The sequence below is a fragment of the Micromonospora sp. CA-263727 genome, assembly GCF_050942455.1.
In the GTDB taxonomy this organism is placed as follows: Bacteria; Actinomycetota; Actinomycetes; order Mycobacteriales; family Micromonosporaceae; genus Micromonospora.
This window is the reverse complement of the sequence record NZ_CP192031.1, coordinates 3,560,494-3,586,957: the sequence shown is the minus strand read 5'-3', so window position 1 is coordinate 3,586,957 and position 26,464 is coordinate 3,560,494. Positions and strand designations below refer to the sequence as shown.

Annotated in this window: 29 protein-coding genes, 1 tRNA gene and 1 riboswitch; of the genes, 7 read left to right on the top strand and 23 right to left on the bottom strand. The window is 73.0% G+C overall.

Annotation, left to right across the window (positions count from 1 at the left end; translation table 11 throughout):
* Nucleotides 1–33: 33 nt before the first annotated feature.
* A riboswitch (glycine riboswitch) is annotated at nucleotides 34–132 on the bottom strand.
* A gap of 125 nt (nucleotides 133–257) precedes the next feature.
* The 12 genes from ACQPYA_RS15830 to ACQPYA_RS15775 form a co-directional block, all read right to left on the bottom strand.
* Entirely contained in the window at nucleotides 258–842 is a 585-nt protein-coding gene (locus tag ACQPYA_RS15830; protein ID WP_433527855.1) for a MerR family transcriptional regulator, read from the bottom strand.
* Nucleotides 843–1,029: 187 nt separating this feature from the next.
* Complete coding sequence (locus ACQPYA_RS15825) at nucleotides 1,030–1,494, bottom strand: bifunctional nuclease family protein (RefSeq protein WP_433527854.1); 465 nt, start codon at nucleotides 1,492–1,494, stop codon at nucleotides 1,030–1,032.
* A gap of 173 nt (nucleotides 1,495–1,667) precedes the next feature.
* Complete coding sequence (gene ftsR / locus ACQPYA_RS15820; RefSeq protein ID WP_433527853.1) at nucleotides 1,668–2,369, bottom strand: transcriptional regulator FtsR; 702 nt, start codon at nucleotides 2,367–2,369, stop codon at nucleotides 1,668–1,670.
* Nucleotides 2,370–2,419: 50 nt separating this feature from the next.
* Entirely contained in the window at nucleotides 2,420–2,872 is a 453-nt protein-coding gene (gene odhI / locus ACQPYA_RS15815) for an oxoglutarate dehydrogenase inhibitor Odhl (protein ID WP_093402417.1), read from the bottom strand.
* A 221-nt stretch (nucleotides 2,873–3,093) separates the two neighbouring features.
* Nucleotides 3,094–3,474: a glycine cleavage system protein GcvH gene (gene gcvH, locus ACQPYA_RS15810; protein ID WP_433527852.1), complete on the bottom strand. Its 381-nt coding sequence runs from the start codon at nucleotides 3,472–3,474 to the stop codon at nucleotides 3,094–3,096.
* 56 nt (nucleotides 3,475–3,530) lie between these two features.
* Nucleotides 3,531–4,457, bottom strand: coding sequence for a DUF881 domain-containing protein (locus ACQPYA_RS15805; protein ID WP_433527851.1), 927 nt, complete (start codon nucleotides 4,455–4,457; stop codon nucleotides 3,531–3,533).
* 9 nt (nucleotides 4,458–4,466) lie between these two features.
* The gene (locus ACQPYA_RS15800) at nucleotides 4,467–4,799 is read right to left on the bottom strand and encodes a small basic family protein (RefSeq protein WP_111214012.1); all 333 of its coding nucleotides are present in this window, start codon (nucleotides 4,797–4,799) and stop codon (nucleotides 4,467–4,469) included.
* Nucleotides 4,796–5,749 (bottom strand): DUF881 domain-containing protein, encoded by a 954-nt coding sequence (locus tag ACQPYA_RS15795; protein WP_433527850.1) that lies wholly within the window; start codon nucleotides 5,747–5,749, stop codon nucleotides 4,796–4,798. The genes ACQPYA_RS15800 and ACQPYA_RS15795 overlap by 4 nt, the downstream gene beginning before the upstream one ends.
* Nucleotides 5,746–6,378: a CDP-alcohol phosphatidyltransferase family protein gene (locus tag ACQPYA_RS15790; protein WP_433527849.1), complete on the bottom strand. Its 633-nt coding sequence runs from the start codon at nucleotides 6,376–6,378 to the stop codon at nucleotides 5,746–5,748. Before ACQPYA_RS15790 ends, ACQPYA_RS15795 begins: the two co-directional genes overlap by 4 nt.
* A 288-nt stretch (nucleotides 6,379–6,666) precedes the next feature.
* Nucleotides 6,667–7,107: a MarR family winged helix-turn-helix transcriptional regulator gene (locus ACQPYA_RS15785; protein WP_433527848.1), complete on the bottom strand. Its 441-nt coding sequence runs from the start codon at nucleotides 7,105–7,107 to the stop codon at nucleotides 6,667–6,669.
* 57 nt (nucleotides 7,108–7,164) lie between these two features.
* Nucleotides 7,165–8,343: a PP2C family protein-serine/threonine phosphatase gene (locus ACQPYA_RS15780; protein WP_433527847.1), complete on the bottom strand. Its 1,179-nt coding sequence runs from the start codon at nucleotides 8,341–8,343 to the stop codon at nucleotides 7,165–7,167.
* 61 nt (nucleotides 8,344–8,404) lie between these two features.
* Nucleotides 8,405–9,151 (bottom strand): SAM-dependent methyltransferase, encoded by a 747-nt coding sequence (locus ACQPYA_RS15775; RefSeq protein ID WP_433533505.1) that lies wholly within the window; start codon nucleotides 9,149–9,151, stop codon nucleotides 8,405–8,407.
* A gap of 151 nt (nucleotides 9,152–9,302) precedes the next feature.
* On the opposite strand from ACQPYA_RS15775, the gene ACQPYA_RS15770 reads away from it, so the two are divergent.
* The 3 genes from ACQPYA_RS15770 to ACQPYA_RS15760 all read left to right on the top strand — a co-directional run bounded on the left by ACQPYA_RS15770 (nucleotide 9,303) and on the right by ACQPYA_RS15760 (nucleotide 10,948).
* The gene (locus ACQPYA_RS15770) at nucleotides 9,303–10,184 is read left to right on the top strand and encodes a universal stress protein (RefSeq protein WP_433527846.1); all 882 of its coding nucleotides are present in this window, start codon (nucleotides 9,303–9,305) and stop codon (nucleotides 10,182–10,184) included.
* Between the two features lie 78 nt (nucleotides 10,185–10,262).
* Nucleotides 10,263–10,478 carry a phosphatidylethanolamine-binding protein gene (locus ACQPYA_RS15765; RefSeq protein WP_433527845.1) on the top strand — a complete coding sequence of 72 codons (216 nt, stop codon included), beginning with the start codon at nucleotides 10,263–10,265 and terminating at the stop codon, nucleotides 10,476–10,478.
* Entirely contained in the window at nucleotides 10,475–10,948 is a 474-nt protein-coding gene (locus tag ACQPYA_RS15760; protein WP_433527844.1) for a hypothetical protein, read from the top strand. Before ACQPYA_RS15765 ends, ACQPYA_RS15760 begins: the two co-directional genes overlap by 4 nt.
* Nucleotides 10,949–10,960: 12 nt before the next feature.
* Here the strand turns inward: ACQPYA_RS15760 and ACQPYA_RS15755 are convergent, their stop codons facing one another.
* Nucleotides 10,961–11,164: a hypothetical protein gene (locus ACQPYA_RS15755; RefSeq protein WP_433527843.1), complete on the bottom strand. Its 204-nt coding sequence runs from the start codon at nucleotides 11,162–11,164 to the stop codon at nucleotides 10,961–10,963.
* Between the two features lie 122 nt (nucleotides 11,165–11,286).
* Between ACQPYA_RS15755 and ACQPYA_RS15750 the strand changes: the two genes are divergently transcribed.
* Nucleotides 11,287–11,934, top strand: coding sequence for a hypothetical protein (locus tag ACQPYA_RS15750; protein WP_433527842.1), 648 nt, complete (start codon nucleotides 11,287–11,289; stop codon nucleotides 11,932–11,934).
* Nucleotides 11,935–11,941: 7 nt separating this feature from the next.
* Here ACQPYA_RS15750 and ACQPYA_RS15745 read toward each other — a convergent pair whose 3' ends face one another.
* From ACQPYA_RS15745 to ACQPYA_RS15705, 9 genes are all read right to left on the bottom strand, one after another.
* A complete protein-coding gene (locus ACQPYA_RS15745) occupies nucleotides 11,942–12,127 on the bottom strand; it encodes a hypothetical protein (RefSeq protein WP_433533722.1) in 186 nt (61 codons plus the stop codon).
* Nucleotides 12,128–12,199: 72 nt separating this feature from the next.
* On the bottom strand, nucleotides 12,200–12,397 hold the full coding sequence (locus ACQPYA_RS15740; RefSeq protein WP_433527841.1) for a hypothetical protein: 198 nt from the start codon (nucleotides 12,395–12,397) through the stop codon (nucleotides 12,200–12,202).
* Nucleotides 12,398–12,441: 44 nt separating this feature from the next.
* A complete protein-coding gene (gene selB / locus ACQPYA_RS15735) occupies nucleotides 12,442–14,214 on the bottom strand; it encodes a selenocysteine-specific translation elongation factor (protein WP_433527840.1) in 1,773 nt (590 codons plus the stop codon).
* Between the two features lie 2 nt (nucleotides 14,215–14,216).
* Complete coding sequence (selA, locus tag ACQPYA_RS15730) at nucleotides 14,217–15,521, bottom strand: L-seryl-tRNA(Sec) selenium transferase (protein WP_433527839.1); 1,305 nt, start codon at nucleotides 15,519–15,521, stop codon at nucleotides 14,217–14,219.
* Nucleotides 15,522–15,540: 19 nt separating this feature from the next.
* A tRNA-Sec gene (locus ACQPYA_RS15725) sits at nucleotides 15,541–15,636 on the bottom strand.
* 90 nt (nucleotides 15,637–15,726) lie between these two features.
* Entirely contained in the window at nucleotides 15,727–16,680 is a 954-nt protein-coding gene (nrfD, locus tag ACQPYA_RS15720; RefSeq protein WP_433527838.1) for an NrfD/PsrC family molybdoenzyme membrane anchor subunit, read from the bottom strand.
* A gap of 304 nt (nucleotides 16,681–16,984) precedes the next feature.
* Nucleotides 16,985–17,962 (bottom strand): 4Fe-4S dicluster domain-containing protein, encoded by a 978-nt coding sequence (locus ACQPYA_RS15715; protein ID WP_433527837.1) that lies wholly within the window; start codon nucleotides 17,960–17,962, stop codon nucleotides 16,985–16,987.
* Entirely contained in the window at nucleotides 17,959–21,300 is a 3,342-nt protein-coding gene (gene fdh, locus ACQPYA_RS15710) for a formate dehydrogenase (protein ID WP_433527836.1), read from the bottom strand. The genes ACQPYA_RS15715 and fdh overlap by 4 nt, the downstream gene beginning before the upstream one ends.
* Before the next feature lie 236 nt (nucleotides 21,301–21,536).
* Nucleotides 21,537–22,115 carry a hypothetical protein gene (locus ACQPYA_RS15705; protein ID WP_433527835.1) on the bottom strand — a complete coding sequence of 193 codons (579 nt, stop codon included), beginning with the start codon at nucleotides 22,113–22,115 and terminating at the stop codon, nucleotides 21,537–21,539.
* Nucleotides 22,116–22,563: 448 nt separating this feature from the next.
* Here ACQPYA_RS15705 and ACQPYA_RS15700 point away from each other — a divergent pair, with 448 nt between their 5' ends.
* The 3 genes from ACQPYA_RS15700 to ACQPYA_RS15690 all read left to right on the top strand — a co-directional run bounded on the left by ACQPYA_RS15700 (nucleotide 22,564) and on the right by ACQPYA_RS15690 (nucleotide 25,640).
* On the top strand, nucleotides 22,564–22,905 hold the full coding sequence (locus ACQPYA_RS15700) for a hypothetical protein (RefSeq protein WP_433527834.1): 342 nt from the start codon (nucleotides 22,564–22,566) through the stop codon (nucleotides 22,903–22,905).
* A gap of 65 nt (nucleotides 22,906–22,970) precedes the next feature.
* Nucleotides 22,971–23,633 carry a nucleotidyl transferase AbiEii/AbiGii toxin family protein gene (locus ACQPYA_RS15695; RefSeq protein WP_433527833.1) on the top strand — a complete coding sequence of 221 codons (663 nt, stop codon included), beginning with the start codon at nucleotides 22,971–22,973 and terminating at the stop codon, nucleotides 23,631–23,633.
* A gap of 219 nt (nucleotides 23,634–23,852) precedes the next feature.
* A complete protein-coding gene (locus ACQPYA_RS15690; protein ID WP_433527832.1) occupies nucleotides 23,853–25,640 on the top strand; it encodes a bifunctional metallophosphatase/5'-nucleotidase in 1,788 nt (595 codons plus the stop codon).
* Nucleotides 25,641–25,732: 92 nt separating this feature from the next.
* Here the strand turns inward: ACQPYA_RS15690 and ACQPYA_RS15685 are convergent, their stop codons facing one another.
* Nucleotides 25,733–26,371: a hypothetical protein gene (locus tag ACQPYA_RS15685; protein ID WP_433533340.1), complete on the bottom strand. Its 639-nt coding sequence runs from the start codon at nucleotides 26,369–26,371 to the stop codon at nucleotides 25,733–25,735.
* Nucleotides 26,372–26,464: the final 93 nt, after the last annotated feature.

Genomic DNA, 26,464 nt, shown 5'->3' with positions numbered 1-26,464 from the left:
CTCTGTCACACCCCACGGGCGCTCCACAGTGCCTGCCCCGACGCGGTCCTTTTGCCTGAGAGGTTCCGGGGAGGATTTGCCCCTTCGGCGCCGACCCGGCTGCCGCCAGGCGGTCTCTCCCACGCGGGTACTACCGGCACGATCAACGCTACCAGCGCCAACAGACGCCCGCCGCGAACCCCCCGCCCACCACGATGTTAAGAGGGGGCCCCTGCACTACCGCAGGCGTTAAGAGGGGGCCCTTCCTTCGTCTACGTTCAGCCGGCTCGGCGGCGGGCCCGACGCGCGGCCAACTCGTCACCCACCAGGTCCACCGCCGGAGGCTCCTGCGGCTCCTGCCCCGCCGGCTCCGCCGGAAGGTGCGACAACGAACCCAGGATCTCCTTGAACGCACCACCGATCGCGATGCCGAACACCCCCTGGCCGCCCTGCAACAGGTCGACCACCTCCTCCGGGGAACGACACTCGTACACCGTCGTGCCGTCGGAGATCAGCGTGATGCCCGCCAGATCCTCCACCCCACGCGAGCGCAACGCCTCGATCGCCTTACGGATGTTCTGCAACGACACCCCGGCGTCCAGCAGCCGCTTCACGACCTTCAACACCACCAGGTCCCGGAACGAGTACAACCGCTGCGTACCCGAACCCGAGGCGTCCCGCACACTCGGCACCACCAGCGACGTCCGCGCCCAGTAGTCCAACTGCCGGTAGCTGATCCCCACCGCGTGGCACGCCGTCACACCCCGGTACCCCACCGCACCGTCACTGTCAGTCGCCGACCCGGGCATCCCACCCGACTCGACCAGCCCCGTACCCGGATCGGAATCTCGCGGCTCGTGCATCCGGACAACCTCCCCGTCAGTGCGGTGACACGTCGTTCCGGGACGCGCACCCCTCGACACGGCAACCCTATAGCGACCATCCAGGGTTACCACGGAGAAACCATCGCGACACGCCGCGCATCGACAGCGACAACCATCACCATAACCGAGAGTCACCCCCGGCGGGAAGCAGCACCCATCGGCCGGATCAGCCGGCGAAGTCCTCCGGACGCACCTGCTCCAGGAACTCCCGGAACTTCTCCACCTCGTCCTCCTGCTCGTCGGGAATCACGATCCCCGCCTCGCTGAGGACCTGCTCCGCACAACGAATGGGCGCACCGACCCGCAACGCCAACGCGATCGAATCGCTCGGCCGCGCCGACACCCGCACCCCGTCACCGAGCAACAGATCAGCGAAGAAGACGTTCTCCTTCAACTCGGTGATCTCCACCGCCCGCAACGGCGCCTTCAACGCCGCCAACACATCCCGCAGAAGATCATGGGTCAACGGCCGGGCCGGCTTGACACCCTGCTGCTCGTAAGCGATCGCCGTCGCCTCGACCGCGCCGATCCAGATCGGCAGATAGCGGTCCCCCTCGACCTCCCTGAGCAGGACGATCGGCTGGTTGCTGGGCAGCTCCACCCGAACCCCGACCACGCTCAGCTCGCGCACCGCCGCCTCCGTGTCGTTGTCACCTATGCCGCACCGCGCCCTTCCCTGCACGGTACACGGACCGCGACACGGCCATCCCGTGCGCTGCCCGCGCCGACGCCCGCGCCAGAAGAGGGGTTACCCCCGCAAGCCTACGCCACGCGCCCACGAGCCAAACCGTACGCACACCGCCCTCACCGGCCCAGCGTCGAACGCAACCCCACCCGCACCAACGCCGCATGCAACTGCTGCGACAACGCCACCAACTCCCGCGCCGTCTCCGCCGCCCGCGCCCGCGCCGCCGGATCACTCTGCCGTGCCAACGGCGCCACCAACTGCGCGAACAAACCGACCTCCCGGTCCGCCGCCGTCCGATAACCCCGCAGATGCCGCGGCTGGAACCCGTACGCCGCCAGACCCGCCACCGCCCCTGCGATGATCAACGCATCGCCGTCGTACCAACCCGGCGGATCCGACACCAGCAGCCCGAGCCGCTCCAACTCGCCCAACGTCGACTCGTCGATCCCGCTGCGCGCCACCAGCTCCGTCCGGTCCAGCCGCACCTGCCCCGACTCGACCGGCTGCGCCGCACCACGCCCCGGCACCTCACCATCGGGACCCACCGCCACCAACGCCGGCCGCGACCGCTCCGGCGCGTCACCAGAGGCATCCCACTGCGCCAACTGCTCACGGATCACCCGCAACGGCAGATACTGATCACGCTGCGCGGTCAACACGAACCGCAGCCGCGCCACATCATCCCAGCCGTACTTGCGGTAACCCGCCGCCGTGCGCTGCGGCTCCACCAGGCCCTCAGCCTCAAGAAACCGCAGCTTCGAAATGGTCACGTCCGGAAAATCCGCCCGCAGATGGGCCAGCACCTCGCCGATACTCATCAACGGCTGAGCATGACCCGCCCCGGACGACGTGGAGGCCGCAGGCTCGTTCACCCCCGGCCGGCCTCACCCTCCGGGCGCGGACCGGCGATGAACACCACCCGGAACTTGCCGATCTGCACCTCGTCACCGTTGCTCAACGTCGCCGCCTCGACCCGCTCCCGGTTCACGTACGTGCCGTTCAGGCTGCCCACGTCCCGCACCGTGAACGTGCCACCATCCCGGTGGAACTCCGCGTGGCGACGCGACACCGTCACGTCATCGAGGAAGATGTCACTGTCCGGATGCCGCCCACTGGTCGTCACATCGTGATCCAACAGGAACCGGGCACCCGCGTTCGGACCCCGACGGACCACCAGCAGCGCCATCCCCGGCGGCAACGAACCGGACATCCGGCTCGGCACCACATCGGTGTCCGGCCCCTCCAGCGCCTCCTCGAGCGAACCGAGATTGAGCGTCGACGTGACGTCGAGCGGGGGGAACTCGTCGCCTGGGCGAGTCATGGGGACCACCTCACGGATCTGTTTCGGTCGGCGTCGGGAGACGGCGGGTCTGGCCGCCGGGCTCTCATCCACCCGGCGGCTGGCTCTCCGTGCCCCGAAAGGCTGTCCGCGACGCTCAACAAAATGGGTTCTCGGTCGACTGGGCGAGCCTAGCCAGCGCCGAAAAACAGGGCAACCGGACGCGCGGCACGGATACCGACCCGCCGGCACAGGGACACGCGTCAGCTCTCGGTCAACTCGCGATACGCCGCAGCGGAGAGCAGCCCGTCGACCGCCGCCGGATCCGCCGGAGCGATCTCCACCAACCAACCCGCACCGTACGGATCCGTGTTGATCACCTCCGGCGTGTCGGCCAACGCCTCGTTGCGCGCCGACACCGTACCGCCCACCGGGGCGTAGATCTCCGACACGCTCTTGGTCGACTCGATCTCACCCAACGACTCACCAGCCGCCACCACCGCACCGGACTCCGGCAACTGCACATACACGATGTCGCCGAGCGCATCCTGCGCGAACTGGGTGATGCCGACCCGCACGGCACCGCCGTCAGCCGTGGCCACCCACTCGTGCTCAGCGGTGTAACGCAGATCCTCAGGAATCACCAGAAGCGTCCTAACATCCCTCGCGACACCGGACCAACCGGTGCCTGCCCACCGGCCTAGGTGACCGGACGAGCGTGTTCCAGCGTGCTCGGCACGTGCTGCGCCGAAACCTCGGCAACCTCACGATCCTCGACGATCACGTTACCGCCGTCCCGGGCCACCTCCGCGACCACCCCACCGGGAATGTTGAGCGCCGTACGCATCGTCGACGGATCCCCGATCACCGTGATCGTGAACGGGCCGATCAACCGACGCCCGTCCACGATCAACGAACCGTTCTCACCGTCCAGGAAGTACGTCGACGCGACAATCCGCACCGACGCCCGGTCCACGCCGGAAATCTGCATCGCCTCCGCGCCGGCCCCCCGCAACTCCTGCACCGCGTCCAGCACCCGGCTCGCCGAGATCGGCTTCGTACCCGCCTGGAAACGCACCGCCAGACCCGGACCGCGCGCCCGCAACGTGCCGGCCAGGATGCCCAACTCGTCGGCCCGCCGGGTCGCCTCCTCCAGCGCCGCCTCACGCCCCTGCTCACCCGAGCGCAACTGCCGCTGACTCTCCTCCAACGAGGTGATGTCCTGCCGCAGCCGGATCTCCCGCGCCTCCAGGTCGTACAGGATCCGAACCAGGTCCTCCTGCCGCGCCGCCGCCAACGACGAATCCGTCGACGTGGTCTTCAACTGCACCGCCAGCGTGAAACCCAGCAACACCAGCAGCACGGCGATCATCACCGCGGCCGAACTGAACCGCCGCCACGGCGCCGCGGACTGCGCCGCCGGGGCATCATCGGCCGGCTCAGCCTCCGGCGGGTCCGTCGCCGGCCGCGCGTCGTCCTCCGGCCGCCCCTGCGGCGACAGCGGACTCAACTCGTCCGGATCCGGCGACTGCGGCCGCGGGTCCGGATCACCCGCCGGCCCGCCCGGCCGAGCCGGACCCGCCGGCTGCGGCCACCCCGTGCCCGTCTCTGTGTGCTCGTCACTCACGCCACAAACCTACGCCCGGAACAGGTGCCGGCGGATCGCCGCCACGTTGCCGAAGATACGCACACCCAGCACGACCACCACACCGGTCGACAACTGCCCGCCCACCCCCAGCTGGTCACCCAGATAGACGATCAGCGCGGCCACCAGCACATTCGAGATGAACGACACCACGAACTGCTTGTCATCGAAGATCCGGTCCAGCTTCGCCCGGACCCCACCGAACACGGCGTCCAACGCGGCCACCACCGCGATCGGCAGGTACGGCTGCAACGCCGCCGGCACCGTGGGATCCAGCCACAGACCCAACCCCACACCGGCCAGCAGGGCCACCACCGCGATCATCGACCACCTCCGGAGGGACTGGGGGACGTACCCGAGCCGGACGGCGCGTCACCGACCGACCCCGACGCGCTCGGACTCACGGCGGGCTCCGCGTAGCGTAGCCGCGGCTCCGGAGCCGCCGGCAGGGTGAGGTCGTCCGCGTCCCGCACACCGAACGACAACCCGGTGTCCTGGGCCACCTTGCGCATCGTCAACGCGCTACGGCTGGACTCGTAGCGCTTACGCATCGAATCCGGCCCGATCGCCGACACCTCGTACGGCCCGGTGACCGGCCGGAAACCCACCAGGATCGCCTGACCGGCGGAACGGATCGTCGAGGTCGCCGTCAACCGCTGCCCGTTGATCGAGATCGCCTCCGCTCCGGCGTCCCACAGGTCGTTGGCCACCCACTGCAGGTCGCTGTAGAGCACCTGGGACGGGCCGACGTTGGCGCCGCTGAGGGAATCCTGACCGGCCGGGCCGTCCGCCAACCGCACCACCACGCCGTCGCCGCGAACCCGCCCCAGACCGGTGCTGGCCTCCAAATTCCGCAGCCGCGCCGCCTGGGTGCCACCCAACGCCGCCTCCCGCTGGCGGTTGACCTCCTCGCGCAACTCGTCGGCGCGTACCGACAGCGCGTCCGTCTCGCCCTGGCGTTGTTTGATCTGCGCCACCAGCCCGGAACGGGCCTGCGCGCGTCCCGGCTCCTCGGCCACGGTCTGCCGGTAGGCCACCGCGAACAGGAAACCCAGCAGCAGGACGACGGTGAGACTCACCGGCCCCACCGACCAGCCCGGCCGCGCCGGCTGCCCGGTCTGCGCGCGGCGGGCCGCCGCGTCGGCGTAGCCCGGATCCAGCGGGTTGCGGAACAGCTCGGTGAGGAAGTCCGGGGTGTAGATCCGCCGGCTCTCACCGGGATCGTCGCCCCTGCCGGCGCTGCGTTGACGCCCGGCTCGCTGCTGCTCGCTCATGATCCTCCGCTTCGTACCGCCCGCACCAGCTGACGTGCCTGGATCACGTAGAGCGCGCCGGCCGCCCAGTAGAGCACCAGCCCCCACCAGGCCAGCGCCCAGCCGATCGCGCCGGCAGCCGCCGTGGTGGCCGGCACCGTGGCCGCCAGCAGCAGGGTCGGGAAGGCCGCCAGCAGCAGGAAGGTGGCGGTCTTGCCGACGTAGTGCACCGGCGGCGGCCCGTAGCCGTGCCGGCGCAGCACCGACAGGGAACCGAGCAGCAGCAGCTCGCGGGCCAGCAGGGCGGCGGTGAACTGCCAGGGCACCACCTCGCGGGCGGTGAAGGCGATCAGGGTGGCGAGGATGTACAGCCGGTCGGCGAGCGGGTCGAGCAGCTCACCGAGACGGCTGACCTGCCGCAACCGGCGGGCGATCCAGCCGTCGACCCAGTCGCTGGTGCCGCCGACGGCCAGCACCACGATCGCGGCCACGTCGGCCCGCACGACGAGGAAGAGATACAGGAAGAGGGGGACGCCCAGCAGGCGTACGAAGCTGATCAGGTTCGGCAGGGTCAGCACCCGGTCGGCGGGCTGCGCCGCACCGGCGCCCGAGGTCTGGGGTTGCTCTGCCCGAGCGGGCCGACGCGACACCGAACCTCCTCCGCGACACGGCCGGCCACGGCGGCCCCTGGTCGGCCGTGGAACGTCGTGCGCCCTGTCGGGCCGGCTGACGCCGGCACCCCCTTGCGATCCCGGTCCGGGACCTCCCCTGGCCCCGCCGTCCACCGTCGATGATCACGGGCCGGCCGGATGCGCTGCCACTATATCGGGCTCCTGTGCCGCTTTGGCTGCCCAGCGGTGGCGTGCCGGCTGGTTTGCCGGTCAGGTGTGTGGTGGTCGTCACCACCTGTAAAACATCCTAGGATGGAAGGTTCGATGTCAGGCGGTCCGGGCCGAGCTGTCCGGCGCCTCCGCCGCCTGCCCGAACGCCTGGAGAGCCCGCAGCAGGTCCTGCTGCCCCCGGGCGGGCATCCGGTCGAGCACGGCCCGCACCGCCTCGTGCCGGCGGGACCGCAGCTGCGCGGTCGCCGCCGCGGTCGGCACCAGGCGCACCTCACGACGGTCCCGCGGATCGGCCACCCGGCGCAGCAGTCCGATCGCCTCCAGGCGGTCACAGAGCCGGCTGGCCGAGGAGGGTACGACGTCCAGCAACTCGGCCAGCCCGTTGACGTTGGTCTCGGGTCGGCTGGTGAGCAGCGACAGCACCCGCAGCTGGGTCGGTGAGACCGCGAGACGCTGTCGGGCGACGGCCGAGTCGAGCACACCCACCAGCGCCTCGGCGGCTGTGTCGATCGCCGCGGCGAGATCCGGTCGCTCCACCCGATGTCCCCTGCGATTGTCCCGCTGGTCCCGCTCAGGCCGAACCCGGCGCCGCGGTCAGCCGCCCTCCCGGCCGGCCGCGCCGCGCCAGTCCAGGCAGACGACGACCGCGTCGTCGCGCAGATCGGCGTCCGCGTGGAAGGCCTGCAACTCGCGCATCACCGTACCAACCGCCTCGGTCGGCGGCTGCAACCGCGTGGCCCGCATCGACCGGGCCATCGCCCGCTCGCCGTACGTCTCCCGGCCACTGGGATCGGCCGCCCACACCCCGTCGGAGACGACGAAGAGCCGGTCCCCCGGATCGAGGTCGAACTCCTGCAGGTCATAGCGGCTCTCGGCGAACATGCCCAATGGCAGCTGCTGGTCCAGCGCGACCCGGGAGACGGTGCCGCCGCGCAGCCGCATCAGGTGCGGGGAACCGGCGTCCACCGCCCGCACCCGCCCGGTGGCACAGTCCAGTTCGAGCAGCACCGTCGCCACGTGCCGGTGTCCCCGGTGCTGGTAGAAGACCGTGTCGGAGGCGAGTTCGGCCTGCTCCACCAGGCCACCGCCGGAGCGGCGGGCGTTGCGCATCGCGTTCACCGTCACCGCGGTCAGCAGCGCCGCGGCGAGTCCGATGCCATCGCCGTTGAGCACGGTCACGGTGACCTGGCCGTCGTCCAGGGACCAGTCGAAGTGGTCCCCGCCCACCGTGTACGCCGGTTCCAACTGCCCCGCCAACTGGAACGGGCCGTGGCTGACGCTGCGTCCGGGCAGCAGCTCCCACTGCAACTCGGCGGCCATGCTCAGCCGCTCCTGCCGCCGGGCCCGCCGGTAGCGGTCGGTCTCCCGGTCGGCCGCGCGCAGCGCCAGGGCCACCTCCCCGGCGATGTCGGCCGCCCGCCGCACGACGGTCTCCGGCGGCGCCTCGGGCAACTCGACCATGAGTACGCCCAGCCGCTCGCCCCACACCGACAGCGGCAGGTAGAGCCGGCACCGGCCGTCCTCGCCGGTGTCCCGGACGGGTTGCTGGCTGCTGAAGCAGCGCTGCACCACACCCTGGACGGCCTCGACGCCGGCGGCCGGCTGGCGCGGGTCGAGCAACCGCCAGAGCCCGCTGATCCGGTAGTCGGCGACGAAGACCGCGGTGCCCGACGCACCCAGGATCGACCGGATGGCCCGGTCGGCGGCCTCGACCACGCGGTCGGGCGGGGCCTCGCGCAGGGCGCGCGAAACCCCCGTGGGCGCATCCGCCATGACCATCCTCCGAAATACTTGCTCTGGGGCAAGCATCATACGGAGGCGGGTCCACCCGTGGTCACCCGGCCGACCGCACCGCCACCGCGCCGTGGAAGGCGTCCGGCACCTGCGCCGGCGATCCGTCCGGCCGCCAGTCGGTGACCGGCACGATGCCCTCCGGGGTCGGCGTCCACCGGCCGAGCAACGGCCCGAACGACGCCGGTGAGCGCATCCGGAAGGCCGGGCCCATCATGGCCAGCGCCTCGGGGTGGCCGGCCAGCTCCTCGGTGTCGAAGTCGATCGCCAGGTGGCTGCCCGGCGCCGCCGCCGTATACAGCTCGTCGAGGGTGCGGGCCAGGGTCTCGTCGTCGAGGAAGGCGGCGAGACCGAGGAAGACCACCCCCACCGGCCGCCGGCCCCAGCCCGGCACGAACCGGTGCAGCAACGCCGGATCGATGGTGCCGACGTCCGTGGCGTCGCCGAAGCCGTAGCCGGCCCGGTCGCTGCCGGCCAGGATGCGCTGTCCAAGGCGGATGGTCACCGGATCCACGTCGGTGTAGAGCACCGTCGCCTCCGCGGCGACCTCGTGCACGTTGCCCATGGTCGGCACCCCGGCGCCGAAGACGAGGAAACTGTCCACACCGGTGGCGGCGATCGCGCCCACGGCCCGGCCGAGGAAGGCACGCAGCGCCCGGAAGACCGGGGCGCACGGCCCGTACGCCTGCTCGAAGGCGCGGGCCGCGGCCACGTCGACCGGGTAGTGGTGCTCCCCGCCGAGCCAGAAGTCGATCATCCGCGCGGTGCTCGGCTGGTCGGGCTCCACCATCCGGTCGGGCTCCACCATCGACGACGCTCCCTCCCCAGGCGGTCGTCGCCAGCGTACCGACACCGCGCCGCTGGCCGGTATCGCCCCGCCGACCGCCGACGACCGCGATACTGGCCCAGACCGGTCTGCATCCGGCCACCCGGAGGTGACGGTGAACTCGGCCAGCGGCGCGGCGGTGGTGGTCGGCGTGGACGGCTCCGAGCCCTCGCTCGCCGCGGTCCGGCTGGCCGCCGCGGAGGCGGCCCGACGGCACCGGCCGCTGCGGGTGGTGCACGCCCTCATCTGGCCGATGCTGCGCTCCCCGATCACGCCGGCCACCGACGGCCCGCCCGGCGGAGGGCTACGGGAACAGGCCGAACGGCTGGTCACCGCGGCGGTCGACGAGGCCGAGGCGACCGCCCCGCAGCTCGCCATCACCGGCGAGATCATCGACGGTGAGCCGACCGCGGTACTGCTCGGCGAGGCGCCCACCGCCGACCTGATGGTCCTCGGCGACCAGGGGCTCGGCGGGCTCGCCGCGCTGGTGGTCGGCTCGGTCACGGCGCAGGTGGCCGCGCACGCCGACTGCCCGGTGCTGGTGGCCCGCGGCGCCCCGCGGGCCGACGGGCCGGTGGTGGTCGGGGTGGACGGCTCGGCGCTGTCCCGGCGGGCCGTCGAGTTCGCCGTGCGGGCCGCCGCCCTGCGCGGCGCCGAGGTCGTCGCGGCACACGCCTACCGGCATCCGGTCTCCACCGGCCCCGGCGACATGCGACCCCTGGTCTACGACGAGTCGGAGCTGCGGGCCGACGAGGAACGGACGGTCGCCGAGGCGGTCGCCGGGCTGGCCGAGCGGTACCCGCAGGTGCCGATCAGCCGCGAATCCGTGCGCGGCCGGGCCGCGAAGGTGCTCACCGACGCCTCCCGCCGGGCGCAGCTGCTGGTGGTCGGGGGCCGGGGGCGCGGCGAACTGTCCGGGTTGCTGCTCGGATCGGTGAGCCGCCACGTGCTGCACCACAGCCACTGTCCGGTCGCGGTGGTCCGCGCGCCCCGGTGAGCGGCCTGCGGGGTTGGTGGCGGTCCAGGCGGGTAGACGGGCCGCGTACGCCACCGGCGACGACCAGAGGAGACCGCGATGCCAGGACCACGGCCGGGCAGCAACGCCTACGACAAGCAACGCGCCCGCATCCGCAACGCCATCGACAACTCCGGTCGGCACGCATCGGACCAGCAGGCCGACGAGGCCGCCAACCGGATCCTGCAGGAGGACCGGGGCCAACGCGGTGTCGTCCGGGGCGAACGCACCTACGGCCCGAAGGGCAACCGCGAACCGGGAGACCCGAAAAAGTGAAGGGCGTCGCGCTGGCCGACGGGCTCATCGCCGGGGCGGTGGGCACCCTGGCCCTCAACGCCGTCACCTACCTGGACATCGTGGCCCGGGCCCGCCCGGCCAGCCAGACCCCGCAGGAGAGCGCCGGACGGGTGGCCGATGCCGCGCACCTGCACCTGGGCCCGAAGGACCAGGCCGCCAACCGCCGCTCCGGACTCGGCGCGCTGATGGGCTACGGCCTGGGCGTGGCCGCCGCGGTCGGCTTCGCGGCGCTGGCACGGGGCCGCCGGCAGCCGATCCTGCGCGCCACCGCCCTGCTCGGCGGCGGGGCCATGACGCTCTCGGACGGGTCGCTGACCCTGCTCGGCGTCACCGACCCGCGCAGCTGGCGGCGCGCCGACTGGCTCGCCGACCTCGTCCCGCACCTCGCGTACGGGCTGACGGCCGCAGCCACCTGGAACCGGCTGCGGCCGTCAGCGGGTCGACGCTAGCGCCGGCGTCGGTCAGGGCCGGTCGCTGTCGTCCTCGGCAACCGGTCGGGTGACCGGGCCGTACGGCGACACCTGCCCGTGCGGCACCGGACGCCCGGTGTCCGCGCGCGACGAGCCGGCGTCACGGGGATGCCCGCCCGGGCCCGGACCCTTGTTGTCCTGGCTCGTGCCGCCCTGCGCGTTGCGCCGGAACTCCTGCTGCTGCGGGTTCGTCACGGTCGTCTCCCTTCGCGGGTGGACACGGCGACCAGCCGCGTCCCGCCGTGGCTTACCCGCGGCCGTCGGCGGCATTCCGCGCCCCCGGGCCTAGCCGGGCCCGGCCCGGGTACACCGCGACGATGGGCGACCAACGGGATACGGCCCGGGTCCTGCTGACCCGCCGCACGTACGCCGAGGAGGCGGGCATCGCGCTCGCCGACCGGCCGGCACCGCTGTACCAGCTGCTGGTGCTCGTCACCCTGCTGAGCACCCGGATCCGGGCGCAGGTGGGGGTGGCCGCCGCCCGGGAACTCTTCGCCGCCGGCTACCGCACCCCGCAGGCGATGGAGGCGGCCAGCTGGCAACAGCGGGTCGACGCGCTCGGTCGGGCCCACTACCGGCGCTACGACGAGCGGACCGCGACGATGCTCGGCACCGGTGCCCGGCTCTGCCTGGACCGCTGGCACGGTGACCTGCGGCGGCTGCACCGGGAGGCGGCCGGCGACCGGGCCACGCTGCGCCGGCTGCTCATCGAGTTCCCCGGCATCGGGCCCACCGGCGCGGACATCTTCCTGCGTGAGGTGCAGATGGTCTGGCCGGAGCTGCGCCCGTACGCCGACCGGCGAACGGTCGCCGGGGCGAAACGGCTCGGCCTGCCCGCCGCGACGGACCGGCTGGCCGGCCTGGTCGACGAGGCGGACTTCGGTCGGCTGGCCTCGGCGCTGGTGCGGGTGGCGCTCGGCGAGGAGTCCGCCGGGCAGCTCAACCGCAGCGTCGCCGGCCGCTGACCGGCGGTCACTTCGCCGCGTCGCCGCCCGGCTTGGTCAGGTGCCACACCAGCAGGGCCGCGAGCAGCGCCAACACGACGAGCCCGCCGGAGATCCCGCGGCCCTCCTCGGCCGACCGGCCGGTGGTGCCGAAGTAGATCACGGCAAGGCCGGCGAGTACCGCCACGAACTTCCGGATGCCTCGGTCCCGCACAGCCCGCACGCTACGGACCGGCGAGGCCGTGCTGCCGGGTTTGGAAGCATTGTCCCTCGACCGGGCGATCAGTCAGTCGGTCTCCAGGTCGTCGAGGGAAATCTTGTGGGTCATCAACCAACGGGCCAGCGCCGACATGCCGAACAGCCACAGCGGCGCCGACTCGGTGGTGCCGTTCGTGGCGAAGATGGCGAACCGCAGGTCCGGCGCGCGGTACGCCTCGATCCGCCACCGGTGCTGCCGGTCCCGCCAGACCGCGGAAGGGTCCATGGCGTCACGGTAGGCGGGCAACCCGGCCCCCGAGCGGCGATGGGTCAACCGGACACAAGGAAACCGCCGACCACCACCCGGGCGTCGTCGGGCAGCCGGCGGGTCATCCCCTGCCGGTCCAGCAGCTCCAGCAGCGGCACGGCCACCCGGCGGGTGGTGTCCAGGGCCTGCCGGGCGGCGCTGAGCGTGAACGGCTGCGGCAGCTCGGCCAGCACCCGCACCGCCTGCCGCGGCGCGCCGGGCAGCAGCAGCACGTTGCCGGTGAGCCGCAGCAGCGCGCCGGCGCGTACCGCGGCACCGATCTCCCGGGCCCCGAGCCCGACGGCGGTGAGCCGGTCGGCGTCGGGGGCCCGGAACGGGTGTGCCGCGTAGTCGGCGCCGACCAGGGCCAGCGCGCGGGCCACCGGCTCGGGCAGCGGCGGCGACCCGGCGGCGGCGACCCGGCCGGCGACCAGCCGCAGCGGCGGCCGGACCAGGGCCTCGACCAGCGCCCGGTCGGGCAGGTCGAGGGCCTGGCGCAGCACCTCGACCGGGACGCCCGGCTCCAGCGGGTGTTCCCGGGCGTGGCGGGCCACGACGTCGGCGAGCCGGTCACCCAGCCGCCGCCAGTGCTCCGGGTCGGCCAGCCAGTCCCCCACCACCGGAGCCGCGGTCACCGGCACGCCCGCGCGCAGCAGGTCAGCGGCCCGGACCAGCCCTCGACGGCGCAGCTCACCGGCCATCTCCGGGCGGCCGTCCAGGGTCGCCAACACGGCCGCCCGGGCCGCACCGGCACCTCGACGGCGCAGCGCCGGCGGCAGCACGTCCAGCACGGTGACCCCACCGGCGACGCGGTGGCGGCCCGGGTCGCGCAGCAGCGCCCGGTCACCCACCAGCAGCGGCAGCGGCCGGCCCAACCGCAGCCGGGCGGTGTCCCCGCCCAGCGGGCGTACCCGCACCGGCACCGCCGCCGCGCCGACGTGCAGGGTGAGCGTGGCGGGCAGGTCGGCCACCGGGTCACCGACCAGCCGCACGTCCACCAGGTCGGTGCCCCGGAACCGGCCCGGGGTGAGCAGCGCGTCCCCCCGGGCGACCCGGTCGCGGGCCAGCGCACGCAGGTTGACCGCCACCCGGGCCACCGGCCCGACCTCGTCGCACGCCACACCGAGACGGTGCAGGCCCCGCACCCGGACCGGTTCACCGGTGCCGGCCAGTGCCAGCTCGTCGCCGACGCGCAGCCGGCCCGCGCCGAGGGTGCCGGTGACCACCGTGCCGCTGCCGCGCACCGTGAAGCTGCGGTCGACCCAGAGCCGCACCGGGGCCTCGGGTGTCGGGGCGGGCAGCCGGGCGGCCAGCCGGTCCAGCGCGGCCCGCAACTCGGGCAGGCCGGCCCCGGTGACCGCGCTGACCGCCACCGCCTCCACCGCCGCCAGCGACGTCGCCGCCAGCTCGGCCCGGGCCCGCTGGAGCGCGGGCCGCGGGTCGGCCAGGTCCGCGCGGGTCACCACCAGCAGGCCGTACGCCACCCCGAGCGCGTCCAGCGCGGCCAGGTGCTCGGCCGACTGCGGCATCCAGCCCTCGTCGGCGGCCACCACCACGACCGCGGCGGGCACCGGCCCGACGCCGGCGAGCATGTTCGGCACGAACCGTTCGTGCCCCGGCACGTCGACGAACGCGACGGTACGGCCGGAGGGCAGCTGCGTCCAGGCGAACCCGAGGTCGATGGTCATGCCGCGGCGGCGTTCCTCCGCCCACCGGTCCGGTTCCATCCCGGTCAGCGCCCGCACCAGCGTGGACTTGCCGTGGTCGACATGCCCGGCGGTGGCCACCACCAGCATGGTCAGTCGTCTCCCGGCACGGCCAGCACGGCGGCCCGCACACCGGTGTCGGCGTGTGCCGGCACGCACCGCAGGTCCAGCAGCAGGCGGCCCCGCGCCACCCGGCCGAGCACCGGTGGGTCGCCGGTGCGCAGCGGTTCGGCGTACCGCTCGGGCAGGCTCAACGCCCACGAATCCAGCTCCACGCCGGGGGCCCCGCCGCCGCCGACCACCGCCACCGACGGCACCACCTCGACCTTGCGGCCGTCGGCGGCCAGGGCGTCGCGCAGCCGTTCGGTCCGGACGCGCAGCGCCGCCGCGTCGACGTGCAGGGCCGCCCGGGTGGGGGTGGCCGGGTCGCCGAGGGTGGCGGCGAGGGCGGCCAGGGTCAGCTTGTCCACCCGCAACGCCCGGGCCAGCGGGTGCCGGCGCAGCCGCGCCACCAGCTCGGCGGTGCCGAGCAGCAGTCCGGCCTGCGGGCCGCCGAGCAGCTTGTCGCCGCTGGCGGTGACCAGCGCCGCCCCGGCGCGCAGGGTGCCGGCGGCGTCCGGCTCGTCGGGCAGCAGCGGGTCGGGGGCGAGCAGCCCGGAGCCGATGTCGGCGACCACCGGCACGCCGAGGCCGGCCAGCCGGCGCACCGGCACGGCCGAGGTGAAGCCGGTGACCCGGAAGTTGGACGGGTGCACCTTCAGCACGAAACCGGTGCGGGGCCCGATGGCGGCGGCGTAGTCGGCGAGGGTGCTGCGGTTGGTGGTGCCGACCTCCCGCAGCCGGGCGCCGGTGCTGGCCAGCAGATCGGGTAGGCGGAAACCGTCGCCGATCTCCACCAGCTCGCCCCGGCTGACCACGATCTCCGCGTCGGCGGCCAGCGCGGTGGCCGCGAGCACCAGGGCGGCGGCGCCGTTGTTCACCACGTGCACCGCCTCGGCGGCCGGCACGGCGGCGGCGAGGGCGTCCAGGGCGTCGCGTCCCCGCCGGGCCCGCCGCCCGGTGCCCAGATCCAGTTCCACGTCGGTGTGCCCGGCGGCGGCGACCACGGCCGCCACCGCGGTCTCGGAGAGGGCGGCCCGGCCGAGGTTGGTGTGCAGCAGCACCCCGGTCGCGTTCAGCACGGCCCGCGGGGCGGCCGGCGGCAACCCGGCCAGCGCCGCGTCGGACACCGCATCGGGGCTGATCTCACCCCGGCGGGCCCGCTCCTGGGCCTGCCGGACGGCGGCCTTGACGCGGTCCCGGCCGATCCGGGCGGCGGCCGCGGCGAGCCGCGGCTCGGCCAGCAGCGCGTCGGTGCGCGGCACCCGGCGCCGCGGATCGGCGCGACCGTCGCCCATCGGTCATCTCCTCGCAGCCTGGCGGAGACGGACGGGAATCGAACCCGCCTGGCCCGGGTCCCGGACCACACCGGTTTTGAAGACCGGGAGGGGCACCAGCCGCCTGAACGCCTCCACCACGCATTGGATCACAGCCCGCAGGTGCGTGTGCGCCGAGGCGGCTCGCACCCACCGGTGGGCAGCGCCGGCTGCCGGTCCGAGCCGGCTACCGCTGCGGGTCGGCGTCCTCGGCGGCACGCCGCCGGGCGAGGCGTTCCCGCTGCGGCAGCACCGTGTACTTCGGATCCCGGGCCGAGGCGACACCGGCCCGGAAAATCCCGAACCGGGTGGCCAGCGACGCGGCCAGCAACGCGACGCCGGAGAGCGCCGACACGGCCCGGCTTCGCCCACCGAGCAGCGCGCCGGCCACCCCGGCGACGGTCAACGCCCGCCCGGCGCGCAGCAGCCGACCGGCCCGACCGGTCCGGTAGGGCTCACCGACCAGGCCCAGGCGGTGCTCCACCTGATGCGCGCCGAACAGTTCCAAAGCAGCGCCGGCCACCGCCATCCGCCGGGCCGGACCGGCCTGCCCCGGCGGCACGGCGAGCAGCCCCACCGCGGCCCCGCTGGCCAGGGCGCTGCCGCCGAAGACGAACGGCAGGTGCGGGTACGCCTCATGCCAGGACGGCACCGCCGTGTCGGCCAACAGCACCGCCGTGTACGTGCCCAGCGCCGGCGCGGTCACCGCGGCGGCCAGCCCGGCGACCCGCCCCACCGGCGGCAACACCCGGCGGACCAGCCCGAGCGGGCCCCGCTCGGGCAGCCACGACGCCGTCTCGGCGATGGCGGCGATCCCGGCGGCCGGACCGTACGCGGTGATGATCCAGGTGCCCACCGACATCGGTGAGGTCGGCTTCGCCACCCGCAGCATGTGGTGGAACCGCTCCGGCCGCCCCAGGTCCTTCACCAGCAGGACCGCGCTCGCGGTGATCGCGCCCACCGCGGCGACCCGCCCCGCCCGGCGTAGCGCGGGTCGGCCGGTGACCTGCCCGCCCGCCGCGAGCAGCGACGAGCCGGCGGCCAGCCCGCCGGTGAACAGGTACGCGGCGATCTCCCAGGTCCAGACCGGCGGCTTGAGGACCGGCCGGCCGTAGTAGGAGGTGAACTCCGCCCGCGGCACAGCCAGCTCCTCGCCACCCCCGCCACCCCCGCCGCCCCGACCCCCTCGGCGGCCCCGACCCCCCGGCCGCCGGGCCGTTCGGCCGCCCCGGGCGAGGGCGGGCCGTCGCCGTCGCGGCCACCCTTCGTCGACCGCCCGGCCGTCGCGCCGACGCCCGGCGTGGCCGTGTCACCGTCCCGCGCCGACAGCGCGTCACCGGCTCCGGGTCCGGTCGCGCCGCCGGCGCCCGGCTGCGGCGCCGGATCGGCCGGCCAGAGGCGGTCACGGAAGCGGCGGAACCGGTCACCGACCGGCGGACGCTCCGTCACCGCCGACCCCCGAGGAACGCGGCCACCACCGCCGCCGTCATCGCCACCGCCGCCACCCCCGCACGTTTCCACATCCTCGGCAGATCGTGGGTGGTGACCTGCGGATCCGGTGGCAGGCCGTACACCTCGGGCTCGTCGAGCAGCAGGAAGAACGCGCCGTCGCCGCCGACACCGTCGTCCGGGTCGTGGCCGTACAGCCGGGCCTCGGGCACCCCCTGCCGATGCAGGGTGACGACCCGGGCGGCGGCCCGCTCCCGCAGCTCGTCGAGCGGCCCGTACTGGATGGACTCGGTCGGGCAGGCCTGCGCGCAGGCCGGGGTCAGGCCCGCGCCGATCCGGTCGTAGCACATCGTGCACTTCCAGGCCCGGCCGTCGCCGGCCCGCCGGTCGATGACCCCGTACGGGCAGGCCGACACGCAGTAGCCGCAGCCGTTGCAGATGTCCTCCTGCACCACGACGGTGCCGAACTCGGTGCGGAACAGCGCCCCGGTCGGGCAGACGTCAAGGCAACCGGCCCGGGTGCAGTGCTTGCACACGTCGGACATCATCAGCCAGCGGAAGTCGCTGCGCCCGTCGGCGCCGCCGGTACGCCCGGGCGGCCCGGCGCCGGGCATGCCGAGGAACTCCGTCGTCCGCGCGGCCTCGGTCGGGGTGCCGGCGGGGGGTGCGCTGCCGTGGCCGGCGGGACGGGGCTGCTCGACGAAGGCCACGTGTCGCCACGAGTTCGCGGTCAGCGCGCCGGTGTTGTCGTAGGACATGCCGAGCAGGTCCAGCCCGGCGGCCGGCACCCCGTTCCACTCCTTGCAGGCCACCTCGCACGCCTTGCAGCCAATGCAGACGCTGGTGTCGGTGAAGAAGCCCATCCTCGGCGGCGCGTCGACCCAGCCGGCCTCGGTCGCCGGGTCGTCGGATCGCGGCGCGGCGGCGGACGCCGCCGCGTGCGGCTCCGGCCGGCCTCCCGGATCGCCCGTCACCGGTTCCCCTTCCCGTCGCCGCCCGGCCGGTAACCGTCGCCGCCCGGTTCGCTGCCGCTGCCGCCCGGCTCGTCGCGGCCCGGCTCGATCCGCACCCCGGGGGTGACCGCCGGCGGTACCGCGCCGGGCACGATCGCGGCCCGGATGCGGTAATCCTCCACCAGGTCACGCAGCGCCGCACCGGTGGGCCGGCGGCCCGCACGCACGTCACAGGTACCGATCTTGCTCTCCTGGATCAGCACGTTCGGATCGAGGGTGATGCCGAACAGGTCGTTGGCCGAGTCGCCGGTGACCAACCCCTCGAAGCCGAAGTGGTACGGCAGCCACAACTGGTGGATCACCCGGCCGTCCACCCGCAGCGGGGTGAGCCGGTCGGTGACCAGCACCTTCGCCTCGATCACCGCTCGGGCGCTGACCAGATGCGCCCAGCCCAGGTGGGTCAGGCCGGCCAGCGCGGCCAACTCCGGGGAAACCTCCACGAACATCTCGGGTTGCAACTCGGCCAGCGGCGAGACGGTGCGGCTCATCCCACCGGCGGTGTGGTGCTCGGTGAGCCGGCTGACCGTGAACACGTACGGGAAGACCTGACTGTGCTCCTGCGGCGGGCTCGGGTTCGTCGGGTTGACCGGATGCGGATACATCTTGCGGGTCGGGTTGGCCTGCTGGCCGTAGAGCGGGTTACGCATCGGCGACTCGGCCGGCTCGTAGTGGGTGGGCAGCGGGCCGTCCAGCACACCGCTCGGCGCGTACAGCCAGCCCTTGCCGTCGGCCTGCATGACGAACGGGTCGTCGCCGGCCAGCGCCGCCGGACCCGTCGCGCCCTCCGGCGGGCGGTACGACGGCGGCTTCGTCAACTCGAAGTCCGGCACGTCGCGACCGGTCCACCGACCCGCCTCCGCGTCCCACCACACGTAGCGTTTGCGTTCGCTCCACGGCCGGCCCTGCGGATCGGCGGAGGCGCGGTTGTACAGCGTGCGGCGGTTCGCCGGCCACGCCCACCCCCACTCGGCGGCCACCCAGTCCTGCTCGCGTCCCGGGCGGCGGCGGGCCGCCTGGTTGACCCCGTCGGCGTACACGCCGGCGTAGATCCAGCAGCCCACGGCCGTCGTACCGTCGTCGCGGGCCTCGGTGAACGCGGACAGCGGGCGGCCGGTGGCCGTGTCGTACCCGTTGATCTCCCGCAGCACCGCCTCGGCGTCGGGCTCGGCGTCCGGACCGTGCGTGGGGTAGTCCCAGGTCAGGTCCAGCAGCGCCCGGTCGCGCGGCAGCGTCGAGCCGGCCAGCTTCTCCCGCAGCCGGCGGCCGAGGTGGTAGAAGAACCACAGCTCGGAACGGGCGTCGCCGGGCGGGTCCACGGCCTTCTCCCGCCACTGCAACAGCCGCTGGGTCTGGGTGAACGTGCCCTCCTTCTCCACGTGGGAGGCGGCGGGCAGGAAGAACACCTCGGTACGGCACTGCTCCGGCACGATCTCGCCGGTGGCCACCTCGGGGCCACGCTGCCAGAACGTGGCGCTCTCGATCATGAACAGGTCCCGGACCACCAGCCACTCCAGGTTGGCCATGCCCAGCCGCTGCGCCCGCCCGTGCGCCGAACCGACCGCCGGATTCTGGCCGAGCAGGAAGTAGCCCTTGATCTTGCCGTCGATCATGTCGAGCACCTGCCGGTAGGTGCCATGGTCGCCGGTCAACCGGGGCAGGTAGCCGTAGCAGAAGTCGTTCTCCGGGGTCGCCGCCTCCCCCCAGTAGGCCTTGAGCAGGCTGGCCGCGTAGGCGCGGGCGTTGCCCCAGAAGCCCTTCTGGTCCGGGTGACGGATGGCCGCCACCCAGGCGTCGAAGGTGGGGTGCCGGGCGTGGTGCGGCATCGGCAGGTAACCGGGCAGCAGGTTGAACAGGGTCGGGATGTCGGTCGAGCCCTGGATGCTGGCGTGCCCGCGCAGCGCCAGCACGCCGCCGCCCGGCCGGCCCACGTTGCCCAGCAACAACTGGATGATCGCCCCGGTCCGGATGTACTGCACCCCGACGGTGTGCTGGGTCCAGCCCACCGAGTAGATCAGGCAGCCGGTGCGTTCCCGGCCGGAGTTCTCCGTCCAGGCGCGCGCCAACTCCAGGAACTTCTCCCGCGGCAGGCCACAGACCCGCTCCACCATCTCCGGGGTGTAGCGGGCGAAGTGCCGTTTCAGAATCTGGTAGACGCAGCGCGGATGTTGCAGCGTCTCGTCCCGCCGCACCTTGCGGGAGATCGGGGCGCCGTGCGACTCGTGGTGCAGGCCGGCGGCGGTGTCCCGCTCCGCCGCCAAGTGACCGCTGCCGGAGTTCTCCTCGCTGCCGGCGTACTGCCAGCTGTCCTGCACGTAGCTGCCGGTCTCCGGGTCGAAGCCGGAGAAGAGACCGTCGGCGTCCTCGGCGTCGACGAAGTCGTCACTGACGATCGTCGCGGCGTTGGTGTACGCCAGCACGTACTCCCGGAAGTCCAACTCGTTCGCCAGGATGTAGTTGACCACCCCGCCGAGCAGCGCGATGTCGGTGCCCGCCCGGATCGGCAGGTACGCGTCGGCCACCGCACTGGTCCGGGTGAACCGGGGATCGACGTGGAACACCTTCGCCCCGCGCCGCTTCGCCTCCATCACCCACTGGAAGCCCACCGGGTGGGCCTCGGCCATGTTCGAGCCCTGGATGACGATGACGTCAGCGTTGGCCACGTCCTGCTGGAAGACCGTCGCGCCACCGCGACCGAAGCTGGCCCCCAGACCGGGGACGGTGGCGGAGTGTCAAATGCGCGCCTGGTTCTCGATCTGGAGCGCCCCCATCGCGGTGAACAGCTTCTTGATGAGGTAGTTCTCCTCGTTGTCCAGCGTCGCCCCGCCCAGGCTGGAGATGCCCAGGGTGCGGTTCAACGGCCGCCCCTCGGCGTCCACGTCCTCCCAGGTCGCCGCCCGTGCCGCGAGGATCCGGTCGGCGATCATGTCCAGCGCGGTGTCGAGGTCGAGGTCCTCCCACTCGGTGGCGTACGGCCGGCGGTAACGCACCGTGGTCTGCCGCAGCGGGCTGGTGACCAGGCTCTTGCTGGCCGAGCCCTTCGGGCAGAGCCGGCCCCGGGAGATCGGGCTGTCCGGGTCGCCCTCGATCTGGGTGACCCGGTTGTCGGTGACGAAGACCCGCTGCCCGCAGCCGACCGCGCAGTACGGGCAGACCGAGCGGGCCACCCGGTCGGCATCCTGGGTACGGGCGGTGAGCCCGGCCGTACGGGCGGACTGCGCCGCCGCGCCCCGACCCAGCGGGTCGGTGCCGGTGAGCTGCCGGTACACCGGCCAGCCCAGAAGCACGTCCCGCAGCCCCACCCCCACCACCTCCCCTACCGACCTTAAGCCAGCCAAGCCGCCCCAGGTGTAAGGAGGGGTCCCTTCTTAACGCCTGGTGTAGAGCAGGGGCCCCCTATTAACAACGGGGGGGGTGTGTGGTTGGGCGGCGCCGGGTGTGGGTGCGTTGTTGGCTGGCGCCTCTTGGTGGTCGGGAGGCGGGTGCGCGGCTGGCCGGCACCCCAACCCGGGGTGCCGGCCAGTCGGTTATGCGTGTGTCAGCTGTTCCAGTGCTGGGTGACGAGGTCGGCGGCCTGCTGTTCCCACTGGGCGTAGTGGTCCGGGTAGGCCGAGACCTGCACCTTCTGCGCGGCCACGGTCAGGGGCAGGTTCTGCCATCCGTCGATTTGCTTCAGGCCGTTGAGGAAGGCGGTGGTGGCGTATTCGGGGTCGGTGATCTGTTCGACTGTGCCCCAGCCGGAGGAGGGGCGCTGTTGGAACAGGCCCTGTGAGTCGTGGTCGTTGCGGTCGCCGAGGTGGCCCAGGTTTTCCAGCTTGGATTCCTGCAACGCGGTGGCGATGGAGACGACTGCGGCCCGTTCGTCCATGCCGGTCTTCTTCGTGGCGGCGATGATGGCCTTGGCGTTGCTGGTCTGCTCGGCGTTGAGGTCGATGCGTGACTGCGCGCCCTGCACGCCGTGCGGGGTGAGGGCGCCGGTGTCGGGCTTGTCGGCCTGGACAGCGGCGGGGGTGGTGGTGCCGGTGGTGGTGTCGTGGTTCAGCGGGCCCGCGGCGAGGCCACCGGCGACGGCGAGACCAGCGATACCGAGAACACTCTTACGCAGCATCGAGTTCATGATCAAAACTCCATCCGGGGGTAGACATCCACGCACGCCCACACGAAGGGGGAACGGCAGGCGGGGACACACGCCACACGGGCGCGGAAAGATCAGGGGAAGAAAGAGCGGATCAGTCCCGCGATCCGAGGGCTCGACACACCCACCACGGGTGGCGCCCATCGGGGGAACCAAGTCCAACGACCAACCGGCCACCAACATTCCCGGAGCCGGGCCGGCAGCGCGCGGGCAGTCGCCCTTCGCAGTGCCGGGACCATATACAACGACCCGCCGGCGCGGATCATTCCCAGCGGAACCCACCACCCGCGCTCCTCGGGCGGGCAGAGTGCCTTTCCGCGTGTTCGGGCTGTCCGGGGCGATAACCCGACAGGCTTCGCGAGACTGGGCAACCGACGTGGCCGGGCGGCCGGTGGGACGGTTTCAGCCCGGCTGGGGTTACCCTGACAGCATGCAGGCCGTCTCCCCCACTGCGGCCGGCGTGGCGTACCTGGCCAGGCCGGGCCGTCCCGCCGTGGTGGCCCGGACCCTGGCCGAGCTGCGCGGCCCCACCCGAGGCGTGGTCGAACTGCCGGTACGACTGATGTGGTGCCCGGACCGCGCCTTCGACCTGGGCGATCCCGACCAACTGCTCTGGATGTACGAGAACATCCTGCGGGAAACCAGCAGCATCGATGACCTGCGCCGACTCGTCAACGGCCGGACACTGCGCCGGGTGTGGCGACTGCTCAACCTGCCCCGCAGCGTACGGCTGGCGTGGGAGACCCGGCATCGCGGTCTCCGCCCGACGTGAGCGAGCGGAGCATCCGGGCCCACGTGGCGCCTCGCGCCGGCGCGCGAGCGTAGCGAGGCGGCGGCGTGACCGGCGCGCATCCCCACGAGTTCTACCGCGAGGTGGCCCGGGTGGCGTTGACCGTCGCGGGGCCACACCGCTTCGTGCTCGGCGGCGGGGTGGCGTGGGCCGCACACGGGCTTGTCACCCGTCCGACCGAAGACGTCGACCTATTCGCCGACGTGGAGGGCGCCGCTGCCGCGGCGGCGGCCGGGGTCCGGGCAGCCTTGGAGGCAGCCGGATTCGAGGTGGCCGACGCCGATCCGGAGAGCGAACTCGCCGACCTGTTCGACGGTTTCGACCGGGACATGCGGGACTTCGTCGTCGGCCGGGACGGCCGGCAGATCCGGCTCAGTCTGGCCCGGCTCGACCGGCACCGTAGCCCGGTGGTGATGATGGACCTCGGCCCGGTGATGGACGTGCAGGACCTCATCGCCAACAAGACCGCCGCCCTGGTCAACCGGCGCGAGGCCCGCGACTACATCGACGTGGCGGCCGCCCTGAAACACCGCGACGTGACCGAGCTGGTCGAGCTCGCCCGGCAGATCGACCCCGCCCTCGACGACGAGGACATCCGGGCGGCCGGCCGCTACCTGGACCGGATCCCGGACCGCCGCTTCGCCCGCTACGGCCTCGGCCCCGGCGACATCGCTGGGGTCCGCCGTCGACTGGCCAGTTGGCCCCGCTGACCAACAGCGGACCCACCACCGGCCGCCGGCTCGCCTGGCAGCGCGACGACCGCGCCGACAGGAGCGCCAGGCGTGTTAACAAGGGCCCCCTCCTCTACGCCAGACGTTAAGAGGGGGCCCTTCCTTTCACCGGGGTTGCGGGTGGGGGTCGTAACCTTCGGTGGTTATGGTGCCGGCGGTGCTCATGAGGCGCCGACAACCGCTCTGGAAAGGCAGCAGATGACCCCCACCCCCATCGGCCCGTCCCGCCGCCAGGTGCTCGTCGCCGCGGCGGCGGCGGCCACCGCACCGCTGGTCAGCGCCGCGCCCGCGGCGGCCACCGGCAGGACGCGGACCTGGGACCTCACCCTGCTCGGCACGTCGGACACCCACGGCAACGTCTACAACTGGGATTACTACCGCGACGCCGAGTACGACGACAGCCGGGGCAACGACGTCGGCGTGGCGAAGCTGGCCACGCTGATCAACCAGATCCGCGCCGAGCGGCGCGGCCGGGCGACGCTGGTGCTCGACGCCGGCGACACGATCCAGGGCACCCCGCTGGCCACGTACTACGCCAAGCAGGAGCCGATCACCGCCACCGGAGAGAAGCATCCGATGGCCCGGGCGATGAACGTCATCGACTACGACGCGGTGACCCTGGGCAACCACGAGTTCAACTACGGCCTGCCGCTGCTGGACAAGTGGATCCGCCAGCTCGGCTTCCCGGCCCTCGCCGCCAACGCGGTCAACGCGCACACCGGCAAGCCGGCCTTCCAGCCGTACGTCATCAAGAAGGTCTCGCCCGGCTTCGCCGCGCCGACCCTGCGGGTCGGCATCCTCGGCCTGACCAACCCGGGCACCGCGATCTGGGACCGGGCACACGTCGAGGGCCGGCTGCGGTTCGACGACATGATCGCCACCGCCGCCAGGTACGTGCCGGTCATGCGCGCCCGGGGCGCGGACATCATCCTGATCTCGGCGCACGGCGGCGACAGCGGCACCTCCAGCTACGGCCCGGAGCTGCCGGTGGAGAACCCGGTCGCGATGCTCGCCGAGCAGGTCCCCGGCGTCGACGCGATCCTGTTCGGGCACGCCCACGCGGAGGTGCCCGAGCGGTCCGTGACCAACCTCCGCACCGGGGAGCAGGTGCTGCTCTCCGAGCCGTCGCGGTGGGGTCAGCGGCTGACCCGGATGGACTTCACGCTCGCCCGCGAGCGCGGCCGGTGGAAGATCACCAAGAAGTCCGCCACCCTGCTGAACACCAACACGGTGGTCGAGGACCCGAAGGTCGTCGCGGCCGTCCGCAGGCAGCACCAGAAGACCGTCGCGTACGTCAACCAGGTGGTGGCCCGCTCCACGGTGGAGCTCTCCGCCGCCGAGTCCCGCTACCAGGACACCCCGATCCTGGACTTCATCAACCACGTGCAGACCGAGACGGTGACCGAGGCGCTCGCCGGCACCGCGTACGCGGGCCTGCCCGTGCTGTCGATCGCCGCGCCGTTCAGCCGGACCGCGGTCTTCCCGGCCGGCGACGTGAAGATCCGCGACGTGGCGGGGCTGTACGTCTACGACAACACCCTGGAGGCGGTCGTGCTCAGCGGCGCCGAGGTACGCGCCTACCTGGAGCACTCGGCGGGTTACTTCCGCACGCACGCCCCGGGCACGCCGGTCGACCCGGCCACCATCAGCGACCCGGCGGTGCCGGACTACAACTACGACGCCTTCTCCGGCATCGACTACGACATCGACATCTCCCGCCCGGCCGGCCAGCGGATCACCCGGCTGGTCCTGCCCGGCACCGACACGCCGGTGGCCGACGACGCGCAGTTCGTGGTGGCGGTGAACAACTACCGGCGCAGCGGCGGCGGCAACTTCCCCGGCATCGTGAAGACCCAGGTCTACAACGCGCAGCAGGAGATCCGCCAGTTGCTCATCGACTGGGCGCAGGCCCGGGGCGTGATCGACCCGGCCGACTTCTTCCAGCCGAACTGGCGACTGGTCCGCGAGGGCGTCCCGGTCTTCTGACCGGCCCCGCCGCCGACCAGCCCCGCAGTCGACGGGGGCGGCGCCCCGACCTCCGTGGAGATCGGGGCGCCGCCGGGGGATGCCGACGCCGGTCAGGCGGCGGTGTCGACCTTCTTCGCCTCGGGGGCGGCGAACGCCTCGCTGGGCGGCGTCCGGAAGGCGTGGAACAGGCCGGCCAGCGAGAGCAGCAGGAGCAGCGCTACGCCGAGGTACATGACCGTGGCGGCCTGTCCGGCCTTGGCGCCCATCTCGCTGAAGCCGTACGAGGTGAGCAGCAGACCGCGCAGCGTCTCCCCCTTGAACACCGTGTCCCGCTGGGCGCTGACGTCGGCGAGTTGCTTCTGCAGGTCGGCGAGGGCCGGGTCGTTGGCCTGCTGGGCCTGGGCAACCTGCTCGCGCAGTTGGCTCTGCGGCTCGCCCAGGTCGGCGTAGGTCTTACCGCCGGCCATGTTCTTCAGGTGCAGTCCGATGTACTCGTTGGCGTAGCACTCGGCCTGCTTGCCGGTGGTGAGCTCCTTTCCGGCGTTCTCGACCAGGCAGTCGACCTTCTTCTCGTCGTCGCTGAGCTGGTCGGCCGGCGTGAAGGTGATGTTCTGCGCGCCGAGCTGGTCGCGCACGTAGTTGTTGGCGAAGTTGGCGTTCGAGGTCAGGACGATCCCGATAACCAGCAGCAGGACCGCAAGGCCCAGCCCGCCGATACTGAACAGAATGTCGAGTGTCCTGCGCTTCACGGGATTCTCCAAGGGAGTCGGCAACTGATCTTTCGACTCACATCGTATGGTCGCCCGCGCGGCGCGAGGCAGGGCCTAAGTACCCACCCCGCA

Bases quoted from the DNA above. Each gene is read 5' to 3' on its own strand.
- ACQPYA_RS15780 (WP_433527847.1), bottom strand. From the start codon at position 8,343: ATGGCGGATGCGCCCACGGGGGTTTCGCGCGCCCTGCGCGAGGCCCCG.
- ACQPYA_RS15795 (WP_433527850.1), bottom strand. From the start codon at position 5,749: ATGAGCGAGCAGCAGCGAGCCGGGCGTCAACGCAGCGCCGGCAGGGGC.
- ACQPYA_RS15700 (WP_433527834.1), top strand. From the start codon at position 22,564: ATGCAGGCCGTCTCCCCCACTGCGGCCGGCGTGGCGTACCTGGCCAGG.
- selA (WP_433527839.1), bottom strand. From the start codon at position 15,521: ATGGGCGACGGTCGCGCCGATCCGCGGCGCCGGGTGCCGCGCACCGAC.
- ACQPYA_RS15740 (WP_433527841.1), bottom strand. From the start codon at position 12,397: ATGGACCCTTCCGCGGTCTGGCGGGACCGGCAGCACCGGTGGCGGATC.
- selB (WP_433527840.1), bottom strand. From the start codon at position 14,214: ATGCTGGTGGTGGCCACCGCCGGGCATGTCGACCACGGCAAGTCCACG.
- ACQPYA_RS15830 (WP_433527855.1), bottom strand. From the start codon at position 842: ATGCACGAGCCGCGAGATTCCGATCCGGGTACGGGGCTGGTCGAGTCG.
- ACQPYA_RS15775 (WP_433533505.1), bottom strand. From the start codon at position 9,151: ATGGTGGAGCCCGACCAGCCGAGCACCGCGCGGATGATCGACTTCTGG.
- ACQPYA_RS15750 (WP_433527842.1), top strand. From the start codon at position 11,287: ATGGGCGACCAACGGGATACGGCCCGGGTCCTGCTGACCCGCCGCACG.
- ACQPYA_RS15690 (WP_433527832.1), top strand. From the start codon at position 23,853: ATGACCCCCACCCCCATCGGCCCGTCCCGCCGCCAGGTGCTCGTCGCC.
- ACQPYA_RS15765 (WP_433527845.1), top strand. From the start codon at position 10,263: ATGCCAGGACCACGGCCGGGCAGCAACGCCTACGACAAGCAACGCGCC.
- ACQPYA_RS15800 (WP_111214012.1), bottom strand. From the start codon at position 4,799: ATGATCGCGGTGGTGGCCCTGCTGGCCGGTGTGGGGTTGGGTCTGTGG.
- ftsR (WP_433527853.1), bottom strand. From the start codon at position 2,369: ATGAGTATCGGCGAGGTGCTGGCCCATCTGCGGGCGGATTTTCCGGAC.
- odhI (WP_093402417.1), bottom strand. From the start codon at position 2,872: ATGACTCGCCCAGGCGACGAGTTCCCCCCGCTCGACGTCACGTCGACG.
- ACQPYA_RS15705 (WP_433527835.1), bottom strand. From the start codon at position 22,115: ATGAACTCGATGCTGCGTAAGAGTGTTCTCGGTATCGCTGGTCTCGCC.